This window comes from Paenibacillus sp. FSL H7-0331, assembly GCF_001956045.1.
Genome location: NZ_MRTH01000002.1, coordinates 305,221 through 323,810, shown reverse-complemented (window position 1 = coordinate 323,810; position 18,590 = coordinate 305,221). Strand labels below are relative to the sequence as shown.

Annotated in this window: 14 protein-coding genes; all 14 read right to left on the bottom strand. The window is 46.7% G+C overall.

Annotated elements, in window-relative coordinates; genetic code table 11:
• Positions 1-8 precede the first annotated feature (8 nt).
• Complete coding sequence (locus tag BK127_RS04205; protein WP_076228742.1) at positions 9-554, bottom strand: DUF1697 domain-containing protein; 546 nt, start codon at positions 552-554, stop codon at positions 9-11.
• A gap of 43 nt (positions 555-597) precedes the next feature.
• On the bottom strand, positions 598-1,557 hold the full coding sequence (locus BK127_RS04200; protein ID WP_076228741.1) for a 5-oxoprolinase subunit C family protein: 960 nt from the start codon (positions 1,555-1,557) through the stop codon (positions 598-600).
• The gene (pxpB, locus tag BK127_RS04195) at positions 1,545-2,273 is read right to left on the bottom strand and encodes a 5-oxoprolinase subunit PxpB (RefSeq protein ID WP_083689043.1); all 729 of its coding nucleotides are present in this window, start codon (positions 2,271-2,273) and stop codon (positions 1,545-1,547) included. Before pxpB ends, BK127_RS04200 begins: the two co-directional genes overlap by 13 nt.
• A 116-nt stretch (positions 2,274-2,389) precedes the next feature.
• On the bottom strand, positions 2,390-8,158 hold the full coding sequence (locus BK127_RS04190) for a HAMP domain-containing protein (protein ID WP_076228740.1): 5,769 nt from the start codon (positions 8,156-8,158) through the stop codon (positions 2,390-2,392).
• Between the two features lie 276 nt (positions 8,159-8,434).
• Positions 8,435-9,889 carry a nicotinate phosphoribosyltransferase gene (locus BK127_RS04185; protein ID WP_076228739.1) on the bottom strand — a complete coding sequence of 485 codons (1,455 nt, stop codon included), beginning with the start codon at positions 9,887-9,889 and terminating at the stop codon, positions 8,435-8,437.
• Positions 9,890-10,750, bottom strand: coding sequence for an ammonia-dependent NAD(+) synthetase (nadE, locus tag BK127_RS04180; protein ID WP_256711165.1), 861 nt, complete (start codon positions 10,748-10,750; stop codon positions 9,890-9,892). It lies immediately after the preceding gene.
• An 18-nt stretch (positions 10,751-10,768) separates the two neighbouring features.
• On the bottom strand, positions 10,769-11,302 hold the full coding sequence (locus BK127_RS04175) for a cysteine hydrolase family protein (protein ID WP_076228737.1): 534 nt from the start codon (positions 11,300-11,302) through the stop codon (positions 10,769-10,771).
• Positions 11,303-11,490: 188 nt separating this feature from the next.
• Positions 11,491-12,228 (bottom strand): GTP pyrophosphokinase, encoded by a 738-nt coding sequence (locus BK127_RS04170; protein ID WP_076228736.1) that lies wholly within the window; start codon positions 12,226-12,228, stop codon positions 11,491-11,493.
• Between the two features lie 103 nt (positions 12,229-12,331).
• Entirely contained in the window at positions 12,332-13,597 is a 1,266-nt protein-coding gene (locus BK127_RS04165) for a TerD family protein (protein ID WP_076228735.1), read from the bottom strand.
• A 12-nt stretch (positions 13,598-13,609) separates the two neighbouring features.
• Positions 13,610-15,682, bottom strand: coding sequence for a class I SAM-dependent methyltransferase (locus BK127_RS04160; protein WP_076228734.1), 2,073 nt, complete (start codon positions 15,680-15,682; stop codon positions 13,610-13,612).
• Positions 15,683-15,813: 131 nt separating this feature from the next.
• Positions 15,814-16,992, bottom strand: a complete 1,179-nt coding sequence (locus tag BK127_RS04155; protein ID WP_076228733.1) for a UxaA family hydrolase — start codon at positions 16,990-16,992, stop codon at positions 15,814-15,816.
• Entirely contained in the window at positions 16,982-17,284 is a 303-nt protein-coding gene (locus BK127_RS04150) for a UxaA family hydrolase (RefSeq protein WP_076228732.1), read from the bottom strand. Before BK127_RS04150 ends, BK127_RS04155 begins: the two co-directional genes overlap by 11 nt.
• 177 nt (positions 17,285-17,461) lie before the next feature.
• Positions 17,462-18,118, bottom strand: a complete 657-nt coding sequence (locus BK127_RS04145; RefSeq protein ID WP_083689042.1) for a Bax inhibitor-1/YccA family protein — start codon at positions 18,116-18,118, stop codon at positions 17,462-17,464.
• 49 nt (positions 18,119-18,167) lie between these two features.
• Entirely contained in the window at positions 18,168-18,521 is a 354-nt protein-coding gene (locus BK127_RS04140; RefSeq protein ID WP_372237341.1) for a Dabb family protein, read from the bottom strand.
• Positions 18,522-18,590 lie beyond the last annotated feature (69 nt).

Here is an 18,590-nt window from a genome sequence, read left to right as displayed (position 1 = left end):
GCATGTTCTCAATCGGATTTCATCGCTTTTGCCAGCGCGTCGAGCTTTAGGATCGTATTCCAATTGCGTGTTGTCGCAGAATCTTCAAATTTTGGAATATGACTCGCAAGCTTGGAATCCAATATGCTTTGACGGAACCATAAATAAAGATCTCGGCCTTGAATCTGGAATTCATCTTTTTCACTTTGGATTCGGGATAAGTAGATAATTTGGTCCTCGGTAGGTGCCTGGAGCAGAAAAGAGACATGAATACTTTCCCCTGCCAGCAAGGTATCCAGGGAGAATGGGCAATGTTCAATCATCTGTTCCAGCTCCTGAGCCGTCCTCAATATTACTGTCAGCGCAATACCATAATCCCTGTGAACTGCTTGCTCGATTTGTTCACGCAAGACTGCTTCACTTAATTGAGATTCGAACAAAACATTCCCGCTATTAATATAGGTTTTCACACGTTCCAGACCCAATGCTTCAAACGAGTTTTTCAATTCTGCCATCTTTATCTTGTTCTTACCACCTACGTTAATGCCGCGCAATAATGCGATATATATAGTCATTGCTGTCCTCTTTTCTTTAAATCATTCTGCCCAAAAGGTACATTCAGCAAATATTGTGCATCCTTATCAAAGAAATGAGCCGCTCCTGTTCCCTCCAGAAATGCTGAGCGTCCTCAATCCCGATTTGTTGAAATTGTATGCGATCACCTGGTTTTCTTTGAGCCAGATATGGAATATCTACGCCGATAACGACACCGATCTGGGTGTAGCCTCCTGTCACCTGGCAATCTGACATCAATATAATCGGTTGGCCATCGCCTGGCACCTGTATGGAGCCGATTGTAACTGCACCCGAAATCATATCTGCACCCGACTTATGCGTCAACTGCGGGCCCTTGAGCCTGTAACCCATACGATCCGATTCATTCAGAATGCCGTAGAAATCAGAAACAAAAGTATCCAATGACGTCTCGATGAAACGATCAGATTGCGGACCGGGAATAAATCGGATAGGACGTTCTGTCACAAAATCAGGTCTATAAGCTGCAGGCAAGCTTCTACCTGTAACCAAAGCCCGATCTAAACGCGGCTCCCCTTCACCTATATCCAGCCTATCCCCCTCCTTTAGACTTCTTCCCTCCAATCCTCCATAGCCACCGCGAATGAATGTTGAACGGCTCCCCATAATCAGAGGCACATCGATTCCGCCTTTTATTGCCACGTAGGAGCGGCAGCCATGCTTCATATGACCAAATTGGAGAATATCCCCTTCGGAAACAAGGATCGTTTTCCACATTCCAATTGCGGTACCATTAAGCCTTGGGGCAAGGTCTCCTCCCGTTACTGCAATCACGCCGTCGACTAGAAATTTCAAATGAGGACCGATCAACGTAACTTCCAATGCCGCCTCATTCTCCCCATTGCCCACAAGAAGATTGGCTAATCGCAGGGAGAACCTATCCATGGCTCCACACGTATTCACACCATACATCCTATAATCCGTTCTGCCCAAGTCCTGTACGGTAGTTAGTAGTCCCGACTTCAAGATTTCTATTCCTGCCATTGTTCAGTCCACTCTTTTCGTGTAAGTTCATTCCAGCCCTCAGCGTCGGAAGCTGTTATGGCTTCAAACTTGATATAATCCCCCGCCCTGAATAAACTGGGTGGATTCGAGTAAGGATCAAACGTATTTAGTGGTGTCCTTCCAATAATATGCCAGCCTCCTGGTGAAGAGACGGGATAAATACTCGTTTGCCGATTAGCTATAGCAATTGAGCCCTTCTCCACCTTTACACGCGGATTTGTGCGCCGCGGCAGCGATAACCGGCTATCAATATCTCCACAATAAGGGAAACTCGCAATGAAACCAAGCATGTAAATCAAATAGGTTTCATCGGAATGCATACGAACGACTTCTTCAGGACTCAGCCCTACTGTATCAGCTACGTAATCCAGATCCTGCCCGTAATCTCCGCCATAAACAACGGGTATGTGCAGCACTCTACCCTTGGGACCCACCGAATCAAGCTTAGTCGTATCCATCTGCTGCAGCTCAGTTACCAATTGCCGATAACGAATTAGATTGGGATCATAACTGATCGAAATACTGCAAAAAGAAGCTACAACCTGTCGGATTCCTTTAATCCTGGCTGCCTGAACGACTTGTACATACTGATGAATATAAAGATTCAGCTCCATCGACACTTCCTGACCAAATTGTAGAAGAACAACCTGGTCACCCAGTGGCAAATAGGCTGGCCCTTCCATTGAAAGCAGCATATGACCGTCCCCCCTCAGATTTTATAGATGATATAAGCGAACAAGTACCCCAGGAGTAGTGTCCCAGGGTACTTGTTCCAGTTATTAGAGCTTAATTGCAGAGCTATGTTACATGCTTATGTTGTGAAAATTTTATGATAGCCTTGAGGCTGGGATCTGGAGTCCTCTTCCAGGCTGTCATCCCCAGTTAACCAGTTGCGTATCATCGTTAAGAGATGGGCACTATTTACCGGTTTCGTAATATAGTCAGAGGCTCCTGCTTCCAGACACTGCTCCCGATCTCCCTTCATGGCTTTGGCTGTCAAGGCAATAATAGGCAAATCCTTGAACTCAGGCTTTTCACGTATAGCTCGTGTAGTTTCATATCCATCCATTACTGGCATCATAATATCCATCAATACGATCTGAATATCGGGATTTTGCTGCAAAATAGTAATGGCATCATTACCATTCTCCGCCGCATACACCTTCATGCTGTGACGCTCCAATATCGTGGTCAGGGCAAAGATATTACGTATGTCGTCATCGACAACAAGCACCTTTTTCGATTCGATCATCGCATCAGACTGTAAATGCTTTACGAGCGTTTCCCGCGGCCCTTCTGGAAGGTTCTCCGCCTTACGATGCAGGAACAAGCTTGTCTCATCCAAGATTTGGATCGGTGACTTGATTTCCTTTACAACGGCTGTTTTCATTAGATCTTCCAGATCATTTGCTTCTTCAACTGTGTGTTTTCTGCTTGGATTGATAACAATAGGAAGATATTTGTTTTTGGAGCTCTTTTGCATTTCGCGAACCAGCTGAATGAATTTCATATCCGTCAAGTCATTGTCTACCAACACACAATCAAAGCTTTTCGTTTTAAATTGATTAAGTGCCTTACGGGACGTGTCCACTGCCGTGATCTTAATGTCCTTATTATCAATCATGCTTACAAATTCTTTACGTCTTTGCTCATCACGTACCACAACTAACAGCTGACGAACCGTTTTATCCGCAAAGCTGTTCAGCTTATCGAGAGCATTGTCCAGATCTTCCTTCGTTACCGGTTTGCAAATGTAATCAAAGACGCCCTTCTGCATCAGTTGAATGACATCCTCCTCCACCGAGATGACACATACCGGAATGTCACGGACACTCATATCATTTTTGAGATGCTCAATGACAAGCCACCCGTCCGTATCCTTCAGATGCAAATCGAGAGTAATAGCGACTGGCTTATACTGATTAACAAGCTCCAGTACATTTGAGCCTTTATTAGTGATGATCGCTTTGATCCCTTTTTTGTGAAGTACATCCAGCAAAATTTCGTTGAATTTCTGATCATCTTCAATAATTACGAATACACGATCTCCAGGTTGAATGTCGTCCCGATCATCGATGATCAATTCCTCTATATTATTCTGGTAGTTGCGGTTCCGCTTCAATGGAGTTACATCTATGACTTCCGGGATATACTTCTGCTTCACATCGGAATCCGGCACATCGACATCCAAAGGCAGATAGAGGTTAAAGGTACTTCCTTTACCTGCTATACTGAACAGAGTCAGTTCACCGCCGAGCATGGTCGCAATTTCCCGTGATATGGCTAACCCCAGACCTGTCCCCCCGTATTCCCGATTCGTACTACCGTCCGCTTGCTGGAAGGCTTCAAAAATAATTTGCTGCTTTTCCTTCGGAATTCCAATTCCTGTATCACTAACTGAGAAGCACAATACCATTTTGGCTCGATTCAGCAGATCATGATCAGGACTCCAATCATTCAATGCTCTTCGGATCAGCAGCATGACCTGACCTTGCTCCGTGAATTTGAACGCATTGGACAATAGATTTTTCAGAATCTGCTGAAGCCTTTTGGAGTCGGTCAATATGGTTTTAGGTACATTGGGTTCGATCTTGATCAAATAATCAAGTCTCTTGTTGTCGATCATATGGCGGAAGGTACGATCCAATCCGTCGGTAATCTCTTTAATTGAGGTTTCGTTGAATTCAGGTGTAACCGTTCCCGACTCGATCTTGGATAAATCCAGGATATCGTTGATCAGATTGAGCAGATCGAATCCAGAGTCCTGAATCGTTTTGGCAAATTTCACCTGGATATCGGTCAGGTTCTCATCCGGATTATCGACAAGCTGTTCGGCGAGCAGCAGCAGCGAATTAAGTGGTGTTCTCAGCTCATGCGACATATTGGCCAAAAACTCCGATTTGTATTTGGAAGTCAGCACCAACTGCTCGGCTTTTTCCTCCAGGAAGCGCTTCGCTACCTCGACCTCATTGTTTTTGCTTTCCACCTCTGCCTTTTGAATAACGAGCAGCTTGGCTTTATCCTCCAGCTCTTCGTTAGTCGTTTGCAGCTCATTTTGCTGTTTCTGAAGCTCTTCGGTCAGAGATTGCGACTGCATCAACAGCTCCTCCGTCCGTTGGTTCGCCTGCATCGTGTTAATCACGATTCCGATGGATTCCGTCAATTGATCCAGGAAAGCCAGATCGATTTCGCTGAAGGCACGGAAGGAAGCCAATTCCAGGACAGCCAAGACCTGTTCCTCGAATATAATCGGGAGCAGCACAATATTAAGCGGTGTCGCTTCTCCCAAGCCTGAGGAGATCATCACATAATCAGATGGTACATTGGTTAGCAAAATCCGTTGATTCTCGATCAGACACTGCCCGACAAGACCCTCGCCTGCACGGAATTCATTCGATAGATGCTTACGCTGATGATAGGCATAGCTCGCAAACAGCTTCAATACAGGGACGCCGCTTACAGGCTCGTTAATATAAAAGACACCATGCTGCATAGATACCAACGGAGCCAGCTCACTCAAGATCATCCGGCACACGGCAAACAGGTCACGTTGACCCTGCAGCAGTCGGGAAAACTTCGCCAGGTTGGTTTTCAGCCAATCCTGTTCCGTGTTGATTCGGGTCGTTTCCTTCAGATTGCGAATCATTTCATTCATGTTATCTTTCAGCGTTGCTAATTCACCGGCTGTAGCGACATCAATGGTTCTGGACAAATCCCCCTTAGTAACGGCCGTCGCCACGTTAGTGATCGCTCGAACCTGTGTGGTCAGCGTACTCGCCATATAGTTAACGTTGTCCGTTAAATCACGCCAGGTTCCCGCGGCACCCGGAACGTTCGCTTGCCCACCCAGTTTACCTTCCGCGCCTACCTCACGAGCAACCGTCGTAACCTGGTCGGCAAAGGTAGCGAGCGTATCGATCATATTATTGATCGTATCCGTCAATTCTGCGATTTCACCTTTGGCTTCCACTGTCAGCTTCTGCTTCATATTACCATTGGCAACGGCGGTTACGACCTTCGCGATTCCCCGCACCTGATCGGTTAAGTTCGTCGCCATAATATTAACGTTATCCGTCAAGTCCTTCCAGATCCCGCCTACGCCACGCACCTGGGATTGACCGCCAAGCTTGCCGTCCGTACCTACCTCACGGGCCACACGAGTAACCTCGGAGGCAAATGAATTCAGCTGATCCACCATCGTATTGATTGTGTTTTTCAGTTCAAGCAGTTCACCTTTAACATCTACGGTAATTTTTTTGGAAAGATCGCCATTGGCAACTGCTGTCGTCACTCCGGCAATATTGCGCATCTGAATGGTCAGGTTGCTCGCCATGTAGTTAACGGTGTCCGTTAAGTCCTTCCAGGTGCCGCCTACGCCTTTAACCTGCGCCTGACTGCCCAGCTTCCCTTCCGTACCTACCTCACGGGCTACACGCGTAACCTCGGAAGCAAACGTTGAGAGCTGATCCACCATCGTATTGATTGTGTTTTTCAACTCAAGGATTTCCCCCTGAACGTCTGCCGTAATTTTCTTCGACAGGTCGCCGTTCGCTACTGCTGTGGTGACGACTGCGATATTCCGCACCTGATTCGTCAAATTGGACGCCATGTAGTTAACGCTTTCTGTCAGATCGCGCCATGTACCGGCAACACCTGTAACCTGAGCTTGTCCACCCAACATCCCAAGCGTCCCCACCTCACGGGCTACACGCGTAACCTCGGAGGCAAACGTCGAGAGCTGCTCCACCATCGTATTGATCGTGTTTTTCAATTCCAAAATTTCACCGCGCGCATTAACGGTAATCTGCTTGGATAGATCACCCTTCGCTACTGCCGTTGTGACTTCCGCTATGTTACGCACCTGGTCGGTCAATGTACCCGCCATGAAGTTAACGTTGTCCGTTAAATCCTTCCAGGTACCCGATACGTCCTTAACGTCGGCCTGTCCGCCAAGCTTCCCTTCCGTCGACACCTCACGCGCTACACGAGTTACCTCAGAGGCAAACGTCGAGAGCTGCTCCACCATCGTATTGATTGTGTTTTTCAGTTCCAAAATCTCGCCGCGCGCATTAACGGTAATTTGCTTCGACAGATCACCTTTTGCAACCGCTGTCGTAACTTCCGCTATGTTCCGTACCTGATCGGTCAATGTACCCGCCATGAAGTTAACGTTGTCGGTTAAATCCTTCCATGTGCCCGATACGTCCTTAACATCTGCTTGTCCTCCCAGCTTCCCTTCCGTGGACACCTCACGCGCTACCCGAGTTACCTCAGAGGCAAAGTTACTGAGCTGATCGACCATCGTATTAATCGTGCTTTTCAGCTGCAGGATTTCACCCTTGGCATCTACAGTTATCGTTTTTGACAAATCGCCCTTCGCAACCGCTGTGGTCACTTCTGCAATGTTCCGCACCTGATTCGTTAAATTGCTGGCCATGTAGTTAACGCTTTCCGTCAAATCACGCCACGTACCGTCAACGCCGCTTACCTCTGCCTGTCCACCCAGTATCCCTTCCGTTCCTACCTCACGGGCCATCCGGGTTACCTCGGAAGCAAATGTAGACAACTGGTCTACCATCGTATTGATTGTATTTTTCAGCTCAAGGATTTCACCCTGTACATCTGCTGTTATTTTTTTGGATAGATCTCCATTGGCAACCGCGGTGGTAACAACTGCGATATTACGCACCTGATTCGTCAAGTTGGAGGCCATATAGTTAACGCTTTCCGTTAAATCTCTCCACGTGCCGGATACACCCTTAACATCTGCTTGTCCGCCCAGCTTTCCTTCCGTACCTACCTCACGGGCAACCCGTGTAACCTCGGAAGAAAAAGTCGACAGCTGATCCACCATCGTATTGATCGTATTTTTGAGCTCCATGATCTCGCCTTTGGCATTAACGGTAATTTGCTTGGATAAGTCACCATTCGCAACCGCCGTGGTCACTGCAGCTATATTACGCACCTGATCCGTTAAATTGCTAGCCATATTGTTAACCCCGTCGGTAAGATCCTTCCAAGTGCCCGATACACCTTTAACATCCGCCTGACCACCCAGCTTGCCATCTGTACCTACCTCGCGCGCTACCCGTGTGACTTCCGAGGCAAAGGTGCTGAGCTGATTCACCATCATATTAATGTTGGTTGCCGTTCTTTGAAATTCCCCTGTCAGTGCGCGTCCTTCGAACTCTAGCTCGACCTTTTGCGACAAGTCTCCCTGGGCTACCGCGTTTATAACACGCACCATCTCACTGGTCGGCTGAATCAAGTCAATGACGAGACCATTAAGCGATTCGACTACGGTGTCCCATGAGCCGCCCGTATTTTTGTGTGAGAATCTTCGGGAGAGCTGCCCTTCCTTACCTACAACCTTAGCCACGGTCTGAACCTCGGTCACAAGGTTTTCCTGCATATCCATGATCTCGTTGAATGTATCAGCAATCTTGCCTGCAACACCTGTGTGATCATAAGGCAATCGATAAGAAAAGTTACCTTTTTTCAGTGCCATTAACGCATTAAGAAGCTCTCCAGTATCCAATACATCTTTGACCGATTCTCCATTCCATTCCTGCTCCGGCATTGTCAAGGTCCTTTCTATCCATAAATTTATAATCAGGTAAATGAGTTCCTTTTTCAGCTTGATCCAATGTGTAAGTTCTAGGCACAATAGTAGAGGAAATAAAGACACTAATACCCTATATTCTACACATTTTTACCCATAGTTACAAACTCCCTAGGTCCTTAAATGTGTAAAATGACACAATAAAAAAGAAGCCCATTTCGGCCCCTTTTTTAAGCAACAATTGGTGTAATTATCAGTCTTGGATCGATAGACCTACAGCAAGAATTCATAGCTTTATTCCAATTTGGCACTCGTATAATCGTGGATAAGATCCATCTTCTGCTGCCATGCCTTGGCGCTTAGGTCAACCAGATACACCTCTGGATTGAGCTTCCGCAAATATTCCGGCCAGAACTGGGTAAGCTGCTGACGGTGGTATTCGCGAATTTGCTCCAGTTCAGGAAGCTCATATACCTGTTTGCCAGCTTGAAAAATCGGCTTGAGCAGTTGAACCGCGTCATAATTGTCAACATATTTGAATAAATAAGGATGCAGCTTGTCGTACAGCTTCAGTCTCTTACCCTGTAATACTTCCGTTTCCCCAATAAGAGTCACACAATCGGCTTCTGCTTTACCGGTTTGCTTGCTTATAAGCCGATAGGCTTCCTTGATGCCAGGAGTGGATACCTTCTCGGGATTTCCCGAAATTTTGATCACAGGGACGAAAGCACCCGCTTTTTCACGCGCAACGAGCTTGTACACACCTCCCAGAGATGGTTGATCAGCAGCCGTAATCAGCTGTGTACCTACCCCCCAGCTATCTATCCGGGCTCCCTGAGCCTTCAGATTGAATATGATGTTCTCATCAAGATCGTTCGAAGCCACAATCTTTACGTAAGGCAAGCCCGCTTCATCGAACATCGTCCTTGCCGTCTTCGAGAGGTACGCCAAATCTCCGCTGTCCAGCCGAATCGCAGACATCCTTTTTCCTTGCTGCTCCATCCATTTGGCAACCTTGATCGCATTGGGAACCCCATATCTCAACGTATCGTACGTATCCACAAGCAGCGTCACCTGATTTGGCAGCGCAGCGGCATAATGGCGAAAAGCCTCTTCCTCCGTATCATGGTCCTGTACCCACGCATGAGCATGCGTACCTTTGGAAGGAATCCCGAACAGCATCCCTGCCCGCATATTCGAGGTCGCATCGAAGCCGGCAATGTAAGCAGCCCGTGCTCCCCATATGGCAGCATCTGCTTCTTGAGCTCTGCGAGTCCCGAACTCCATTAACGTATCCTCGGGGGCAACCTGACGAATCCGCGAAGCCTTGGTCGCAATCAAGGTTTGGAAGTTCATAAAATTCAACAGCGCCGTCTCGACAAGTTGTGCTTCAAATATTTTCCCTTCCACACGGATCAGCGGCTCGTTAGCGAACACAATCGTTCCTTCAGGAACTGCGCTAATATTGCCTGTAAAGCGGAAGCCGCGCAGCTTTTCGAGGAAAGCCGGATCATATTCTTCCTCCTGCTCTTGTAAATAACGGATCGTATCCTCATCAAATTGCAAATGGTTTATATAGTTAATAATTCGCTCGAGTCCGGCAAATACAGCATATCCATTACCAAAAGGCAGCTTACGGAAAAAAGCCTCGAAAACCGCTTGATGGGAATCCGTTCCGTTCTTCCAATGCGCATACATCATATTAATCTGATATTTATCCGTGTGCAGCGTCAAGTTATCATACGACATTTACAACCTCTCCTTCCACCACTCATCGTACACAGTGACAGCGGCATTGCGCTTGTGCTCGGTCCTTTGATAGCGTCGTTCAATAATATCCTTGGCGGCATCGGACAGCACCCCGCCTTCCAGATACGTATCGATTTCCTCATAGGTTACACCAAGGGCAACTTCATCCGGCAGACCCGGCTTCAAATCCTCAAGGTCCGCCGTCGGCTTCTTCAAATAGAGCAGCTCCGGACATCCCAAATGCTTGAGCAGTTCCTTACCCTGACGCTTATTTAAGCCAAATATAGGGGCTGCATCGCAGGCACCATCACCATGTTTGGTAAAAAAACCGCTGACGGCCTCTGCCGCATGATCGGTTCCAAGTACCAGCATCCGGTAGTGGGCAGCCAGATCATACTGCACCTTCATCCGTTCTCTGGCTTTAATATTTCCCTTCAGAAAATCGCTCAGCTTCTCACCTGTCGCTTGCTCAAACTGGGCTGCTGATGCATCCACAGCAGGTTGTATATTGACAGTAATGTTTTTCGAGGGTTGAATGAAGGATAAGGCCATCTGTGCATCCGCCTCATCCTGCTGCACGCCATAAGGCAATCTGACTGTAATGAATCGATAGCCTTCTCCGGCAATACCAGTAGGATCGGTCATCTCTTGATTCAGCTCATCTACAGCGATTTGCGCTAGCTTGCCCGTAAGTGTCGAATCCTGCCCTCCTGAAATACCGAGAACATAACCCTCCGCCTTGGTGGACAGCAAATAGCTTTTCAAAAAATCGACCCTGCGGCGAATTTCCTGGTCAGCATCAATCCTGGGAAGAACATGCAGCACTTCTTGAATGTGTTGTTGTACAGTTGGTTTGGTCAATATCTTCATCCCCCTATATTATAAAATAGTTGCTCCAAGCGTATGTTGAAAATGCCCCAGCGCCCACTCATGTCCTGCCGGATTAAAGCTCGCAACCGCATCGCGGTGCACAACAAGTTCAAAGCCTCGATTGTAAGCATCCACAGCCGTATGCAGCACACAAATATCCGTGCAGACCCCAATCAGGTGAAGCTCTTTAATGTCCCTTGCCCGCAGTTGAAGCTCCAGGTCCGTTCCGGCAAATGCGCTGTACCGGGTTTTGTCCATCCAGTAGATCTGGTCACGATGGGTTTGAAATACTTCATCCAGTTTACCATATAATGCCCTTCCTTCCGTACCCCTAATATTATGAGGTGGGAACAGTTGGTGCTCCGGGTGATAGACGTCAAGCTCATCATGCAGATCGACTGCCATAACGACAAAATCATTGTAATTGACAAAAGTGTCCGTAAGCTCGGCAATCCGCTGTTCAATCTCGATTCCCGGCTCACCGCAAGGCAGCTTCCCAACAACAAAATCAACCGTGTAATCAATGACAATAAGTGCTTTCATCGTAACCATCCTTCCACGAGCACAGTCTCAATAATATCATTATGACATTATCGGATTGTAAAAAGAAATCCGCAGCAGCTAAGAGGCTATATGCGGGTTATGAGTAAACCAATAAACAAGGTATCAACTATCTCTTTTTGATACTTTCATTATGACATATTAAAAATATTTGTCAACCAGATTTTTCTTTAACCTCCGCCCATTAAACGAAGCAGTGCCTCCGGGAGCTGAAATTGCTGGTTGCTGACACGAATCTGATTCAGTTCCCCTTCAGAGCCTTGATCCTGATCCTCTTTGATCTCGGTAATTTCCTTATGCAGCCGCTCCATTTGCAAATCCAGCGCAGTTGCAGAATCTGCTGCCGTCTTCAATTCCTGAAGAAGCCGTGTCGGAACGGCCTGATTGTATTTATAAAAAATCTTGTGCTCCAGACTCGCCCAGAAATCCATCGCAATCGTCCGAATTTGCACCTCAACACATACTTGCTCCTGCCGATCAGACATGTATACAGGGATTTCAATCAGCAAATGCAAGCTCCGATACCCATTGGGCTTGGGATTGCGAATATAATCCTTCACCTCAAGCAGTGTAAGATCACTCTGACTTTGCAGCATATCGCTGATTCGATATATATCGTTAATGAATGAGCAGGTTATCCGCATACCTGCAATATCCCGAATATTGTCTTTGATACTGGGCAATGAAATGCCAAAGCCCTTTTTGTACATTTTTCTCATAATGCTTTCAGGAGATTTCAATCTGGATTTCGTATGCTCAATGGGATTATAGTCATGCAAAAATTGAAATTCCTCTTTTAAAATCTCCAGCTTCGTATCGAACGCATCCAACGCAAATTTGTAAGCCATCATAAATCGCGTGATCTCATTTTTTAATAATTTGAACTGTTCCATCTGATTCGTTGACAAAGTTAATCTTCCTTCCTTAAGCCTAGTAGGAGAGCTATTTCAGCCTAACCATAATAAGTTCTTAAGAAAGCTTACACAACTCCGGGTGACAAAGCAACATTTGCTATTTAAATTCAATCGGACCCACATTCATTTTAAAAGTCCCGTCTGGGTAGAGCAACGGCGAATTCTCCGAACCGCTCTTGGAGTACGTTTCAACATGGCTAATCCTCATCTCATCCTGATCGCTGAAATCAATTTGTGCAATGGCAACCCAGTAGGCAAATCTGTTATTTTGCAATAGAGGAGCAGTCACTGTTTGTCCGGCATGATTATCCACCACAGCACGAGCCTTCATGGATTTAAAGCTGCCAATTCCATTGGACAGTGCGCTGTAAGCCGCAAAAAGTACATACCTCAGATCCGATGTGTTGTGAATGGTGACGGTTTCCATCCCTCCTGTTCGTGAATCCTTATCAAGCTCGATATACGGTGACTTGGAGGAGCTGCCCAACCGGCGGTAATATATTTTATTCGCTTCACCCTTTTTCGTTACATAAAAGCAGTACAAGTCCAGATCCTTTTTCGGATTATCCCACTTCAGCTGGGCTGTAACCTTGGAGGTCTTTGCGATCGAAACGGACTCTTGTTTCTTCAGCTCTATTTTTCCGAGTAAAAAAGGCTTGGCAGTTGGGGCTGCGGAAGGCTTGGAAGTAACAATTGTCTCCGAGACAGGTTTAGTCGGAATAACAGGCGTCTCGACAGTAGGCTTTGTTGGAACTATTGGTGCTTCACCAACAGGCTTGGCTAATGTGTCTGCCTGCTGTGGCTCATTGTCTGCTTCCTCAATCACCTTGATTCCATAATTGCTGCATAACGCCGATAAGCCACCATTAAACCCACTCCCGATAGCATTAAACTTCCACTTACCCTTATGCAGATAAAGTTCTCCTACAACTATCGCTGTTTCCAGCTTGAGCTCACTGCCAAATTCGAACCTGAACAGCTCCTTATGATTTAACGGGTCCTGAAACCGAATGTAGATTCGCGAAACCTGGTTAAAATGCTGGCTAAGCTTTTCACCCTCATAGATCGTCAGCGTAATGGCAATCTTCTGAATATCTTGGGGTAACCGGTTAAAGGCTATCGAAATTTGCTCCTTATCCCCTTGACTTGATTGTGTATGGGTAATTGCTCCATCCTTACTGCTCGGATTCCCATAAAAAATAAGGTTGTCATCCTGCTCACAAACTCCGGCCGCAGATAGCAAAAACGCAGCTCCATCTATGTCCATAGCCGGATTCGAATGCTCCCAACCCAAACCAATCATCACACTGGATAAATGATTGTCCTGATTGATATCTACCTTTTGTCCCTTTTGAATATGCATGGAAACCTCCTACTACATTTGCTTTTGTATAACGATCAGACATGTGCTGTCCGGCAGGTTCACAGGCTCGCGCTGCTCATTGAATATCCGGATTCTTGGACTTAGCGCTTCCGTATAACCGTCCTGAAGCAGGTGTCTGCTGACCACGATACGGGCCTGCGGGCCGAGTACCGTATGAATGAAGCTTTCGTAAGCTGAGGGTGTAAAATATCCGAATTGCTCCTGTACCTCATGTACATAAGCCTCTTCACCCCATGTATATGTATACAAAAACTCCATCGCATCGTTAATCGGCATCTGCACCTCATGAGTACCCAGTCGCACGAATTGAATCTCTCTTCCGGCAAAATCCTTGGCATATCTCTCCAGCCATTGCATGCCTTCCCCATCCAAAAACGTTATGATCCGCTGCTGTTCGGTCGGCTCGCTCATAATGCCATCACGGATAATGATTCTCCCGCCGATGGGGATTACATCGAAGGCACTGCGCAGCGCTGCCGCAACTGTAGCATGATTATATGATTTACCCTCATATTCCACATACGAAAACAACTCATGCAAAATCGAAGAAAAAATGACAGTGTCAATGGAACCGGGTTTCACATATTCCTTCAAATTGAGTGCGTCACCCTGCAGCACCATCCACTGGCGATTTTCCAGCTGCCGCTTTCGCTCAAGCGCCTCAATTACATTTTGCGAAATATCGATGCCTATTACCTGTTTATCGGGAAACGTATCCTCGATCAGATCCAGCATGACTCCGCCCCCAGGGCCAATGTCGACAACTCGATTGCCCACAATAAAATCGAGAATAACCTTTTTGTAATCAGCGGTTTGATTCATCATCGATAAATATTCCTCTTCATTATGAAACCTGTCATAGGCATCACGGCGCAGCTCAAACAGGTCAAACAGCATGAGTACCGCTTTCTCATACAAAGGTGATTTTTCGGCCTCTATACAAAACTGGATCAGCTTATCCGCCGCCGCGGAGAACTCCATATGAAAATAGACTATATCCGATTGTGGACCTGCCTGCTTTAACTGTGGAGATAAATGCCCGCTCTTCGGAAAACGTGCCGAAGCAATGTCTTCAAAGGAGCATTCGCGCAAATATTTTTCTATGATTCGTTTCTTGTAGACATTGATTTTCTTTTGACCCCGATAATCATAATACATATCATTCATCATACGTTCGAAGCTGATATGGTCCGCCTGCTGCGTCGAATCCGAGCTAAGAATGATGAGAAACAGCTTGGCAAATTCCTCAAAAGAAAACTCATGAAGAGCCGCTTCTACGAACCACAGCGTCTTGCTGTCCAGCGCTTGAAAAGCCTCAATAACCGCTGGCTGCACTGACAGCTTGGCAAATTCCTGCTCAAAATTCTCGCCTTTGGAAATCGAGCTGGCCCGCAGCCGCTTCAGCCTGTTGTGGAGCGAAAACCCACTATCTTCCTCCTGATCTATGATAAGCTCAATGACCTCAGCAATCTGCTGCGCTATCTCTACCCATAGCTCTGTCGAAACTGCCTCAAGAATGCATTGATTTAACACTAATAATAGTTCCTTGAGCTCACTAGCCGCGAGCAATCCATTCTGAATAAGCTCCATTAATGGGCGCTGAACCGCGAATGGAACCTCTCCACGCAAATACTGGCCAATTAACCCGTGAGTCTGGATCAGCGTGCGGATAACGTGCCTCCTCGCCTCGCTATGCAACGGACTCGAATGCCACTCGTAAATTTCACTGGAACCGATGTTATGAGCCATCAAATGTACGCCCTGCTTTTGCCACAGCACTCGCTGTCGCACCGTCCCGCCCTTGGCCACCTCAGACCAGATGAGCACCTCTTCTACAACTTCTTGAATCCAAAAGGACATCTGCAGCCGGTCGAGCGCTTCCAGCGACTTCTCCACATAATCCAGAACCGGATTCGCGTTAACCAAATCCTGAAGCGATTGGACCCGCTCGAGATTGACCATTCGTTCTTCCGCCGAGACGATATATTGCAGCCATGGATGCTCATTTAAGGACATGCTCTCATCTTGTTTGTAGGCTTGGATTGTTTCAAGTGAACGCAACATGAGTTTCTCTCCTTCTCTATCAATCTCTCTTCTAAAATTGAGCTAACCTCAGCGGAATGGCTGAGGTTTTCTTGAAAGCGGATCGATCGTAACAACACCTCAGCCGGGTAGCGAAACGTTTACTTCAATATTTAGAATGTCGGACCTATTCGCCAAATCCCAAAATCGTTCTGCTTCAAGATTTCCGACTTTGTCAGTTTTCCCGAGCACACCTCGATAATTTCCTCAAAAATCCGATCTCCCACCTGTTCGATCGTTTCCGTTCCATCAATAATCGTACCTGCATTCATATCAATATTATCGTTCATTTTCTCAAATATGGCACTATTGGTCGCTATCTTGATTACTGGGACGATTGGAGAGCCAGTTGGTGTGCCCCTGCCTGTTGTGAACAATACGATCTGTGAACCACCCGCCGCCATCCCCGACAGCTGTTCAATATCATGGCCGGGTGTATCCATCCATACGAGACCTTTTTTGGTCGGTTTTTCGGCATAATCAATCAATTCCTGCAGAGGCCTCGAACCGGATTTGTTGGACGCACCCAATGATTTTTCCTCCAATGAGCTAAGTCCGCCTTTAATATTACCCGGACTTGGGTTGCCGGTACGAATATCGATATTCATGGAGAAGGCACGTTTCTCCATCGCTTCAATGACCTGATACACACGCTTCGCTACATGATCATTAACCGCACGTGCCGCAAGCAAATGCTCAGCCCCGATCAGCTCCGTAGTTTCCGCCAGAATCGAGGTTCCTCCGTGATCGACGATTTTATCGCTGCAAAAGCCTACTGCCGGATTGGCCGACAGCCCCGAACAGGCGTCTGACCCCCCGCACTCCGTACCTACGATCAGCTCACCGAAGTCACATTCCACCCGCCGCTGGCGCGAAGCCTCCTGTACCATTCTTGCGGCAATTTTGGCTACCTCGGCTATAGTGTACAGCGTACCCCCATGATCCTGGATCGAGACGACCTCTACAGGCTTGCCGGTCTTTTGCAGCTCGGATGCTACACTTCGCGCCTGATGCGTTTCACAGCCAAGACCAAGCACGATCACCCCGTATACGTTGGGGTTAGCGGCGGTTCCTACATAGGTGCGGAAGGTCTGATCATAATCCGTTCCTACCTGTGCGCAGCCATGCTGATGTATAAAAGTAACCGTTCCATTTACTAGCTCCGTCACCCGTTGAGCCGTTTGGGTAGCACATACTATAGTTGGCAGAATCAGCACGTGGTTACGCGCCCCTACACTGCCATCCGGTCTACGGTATCCCCAAAACGTCCGTGTTTGTACATTAGCTGTCATGCTGCAAATCCCCTCTCCCTCTTTTACCTTCCAGATTATGAACGTGCACATGCTCACCTTTGCGGATACCTCTGACTGCAACTCCAATAACCTCGCCATATTTAATGATATCTTCACCAGCCGCAATCGGTACGACTGCAAATTTATGCCCGAACTCAATCGCCTCCGCCAGCTCTACCTGAACCTCAATTCCTTGACAGACAACATTCAACTGAGCACCAGCCGGAATTTCCGTAAGCGCTACCGCGACCTTATCCTGCGGCTTCATCATGACAGTGTGATAAGCGGTCATTGGGTTACCTCCATTTATAAAAAAATATGTTAACGATTACATACTCACTATATCACTCTTCTTTTCCGCGCATCAACCATGGATTTCAAATGAGGAATGACCCTGCACACAACAAAAAAGAGCCCTGTTCACAAGGCTCCTTCGTTTCCCAACCAATAACAGTCAGGGGGTTGCGAATTAATTTCTGCTAAATCCCACAATCGCAGCTAGAAAACGCAAAATGTATATAAACAAATTAATAAAGTTCAAGTAAATGTTCAAGGCGGCCATCGGCACGGCCTCTGGGCTTACTCCACCCTTATACTGAGATACATCGTACAATACCCAGCCGCTGAAAATAACAATTCCCAGCACGGACCATACCAAATTCATAGTCGAGCCCATCGGTATAAACAGCGAGAACAGACTCATTACAATTAAACCGATCGTAGCGGCAAACAAAAATCCACCCAGAAAGCTGAAATCCCTTTGCGAGCGATAAGCATACAAGGCAAGCCCTCCGAATATACCCGCTGTTGCCAGGAATGCGGCAGATACCAGATTGGCCCCAAGGATGCCACCATAATTCGCAATGATCGGATACAGCGTAACCCCTGTAACTGCAGTAAAAATATACAGAAACGGATAACCGATCATTTTTCCGCGGAAACGCATGATGAACACGGATACGAGCATGACCAGCTCAATCACAACGAACAAGCCGACAAGTGAAGGTGGAATCAGCATAGCACCTGCAAGTGTCCCAACAAATGAGACCAGCAGGGATACCGCAAAAATCTGCATGATATGTCCAAAGCTGCCTGTATGGGATTCCGTTAAAGTTCTATCCATCATTGTATTCACTCCTCTTCGTATGTACTAACGTTTTGAAACTATTCCTGGACTATACGGCTGTGAAGTCAATTTCCAGAAAACGGGCTACTTCATTTTTCCAAATGTTTTCCACATACTCCATGTGGACAGGATGAGTATTGTAGGCATCATAGGCAGCTTGATCCTCAAACTCCATTGAAAATCCATAATCGTAATCGTTTTTGCTGCTCACCTGACGTAACACTTGAAAATCGTATACCCCTGGAATGACTTCAAGAATTGCTTTGCTTTTTGATAAAAATTGATCCGCCTGTTCCGACCCAACCTCAACCTTTAAATTAAAAATTACCTTATGTTGAATACGTGCCACTGACATGGTATTTCCTCCATTCTCTCTATTCATATCCATTCCTTCTAATATCATACCAGAAATGCTGCGTATCGTTCTACAATTAACTCTGTGCAAACAACGTTTTTTGAAAATAACTGAATC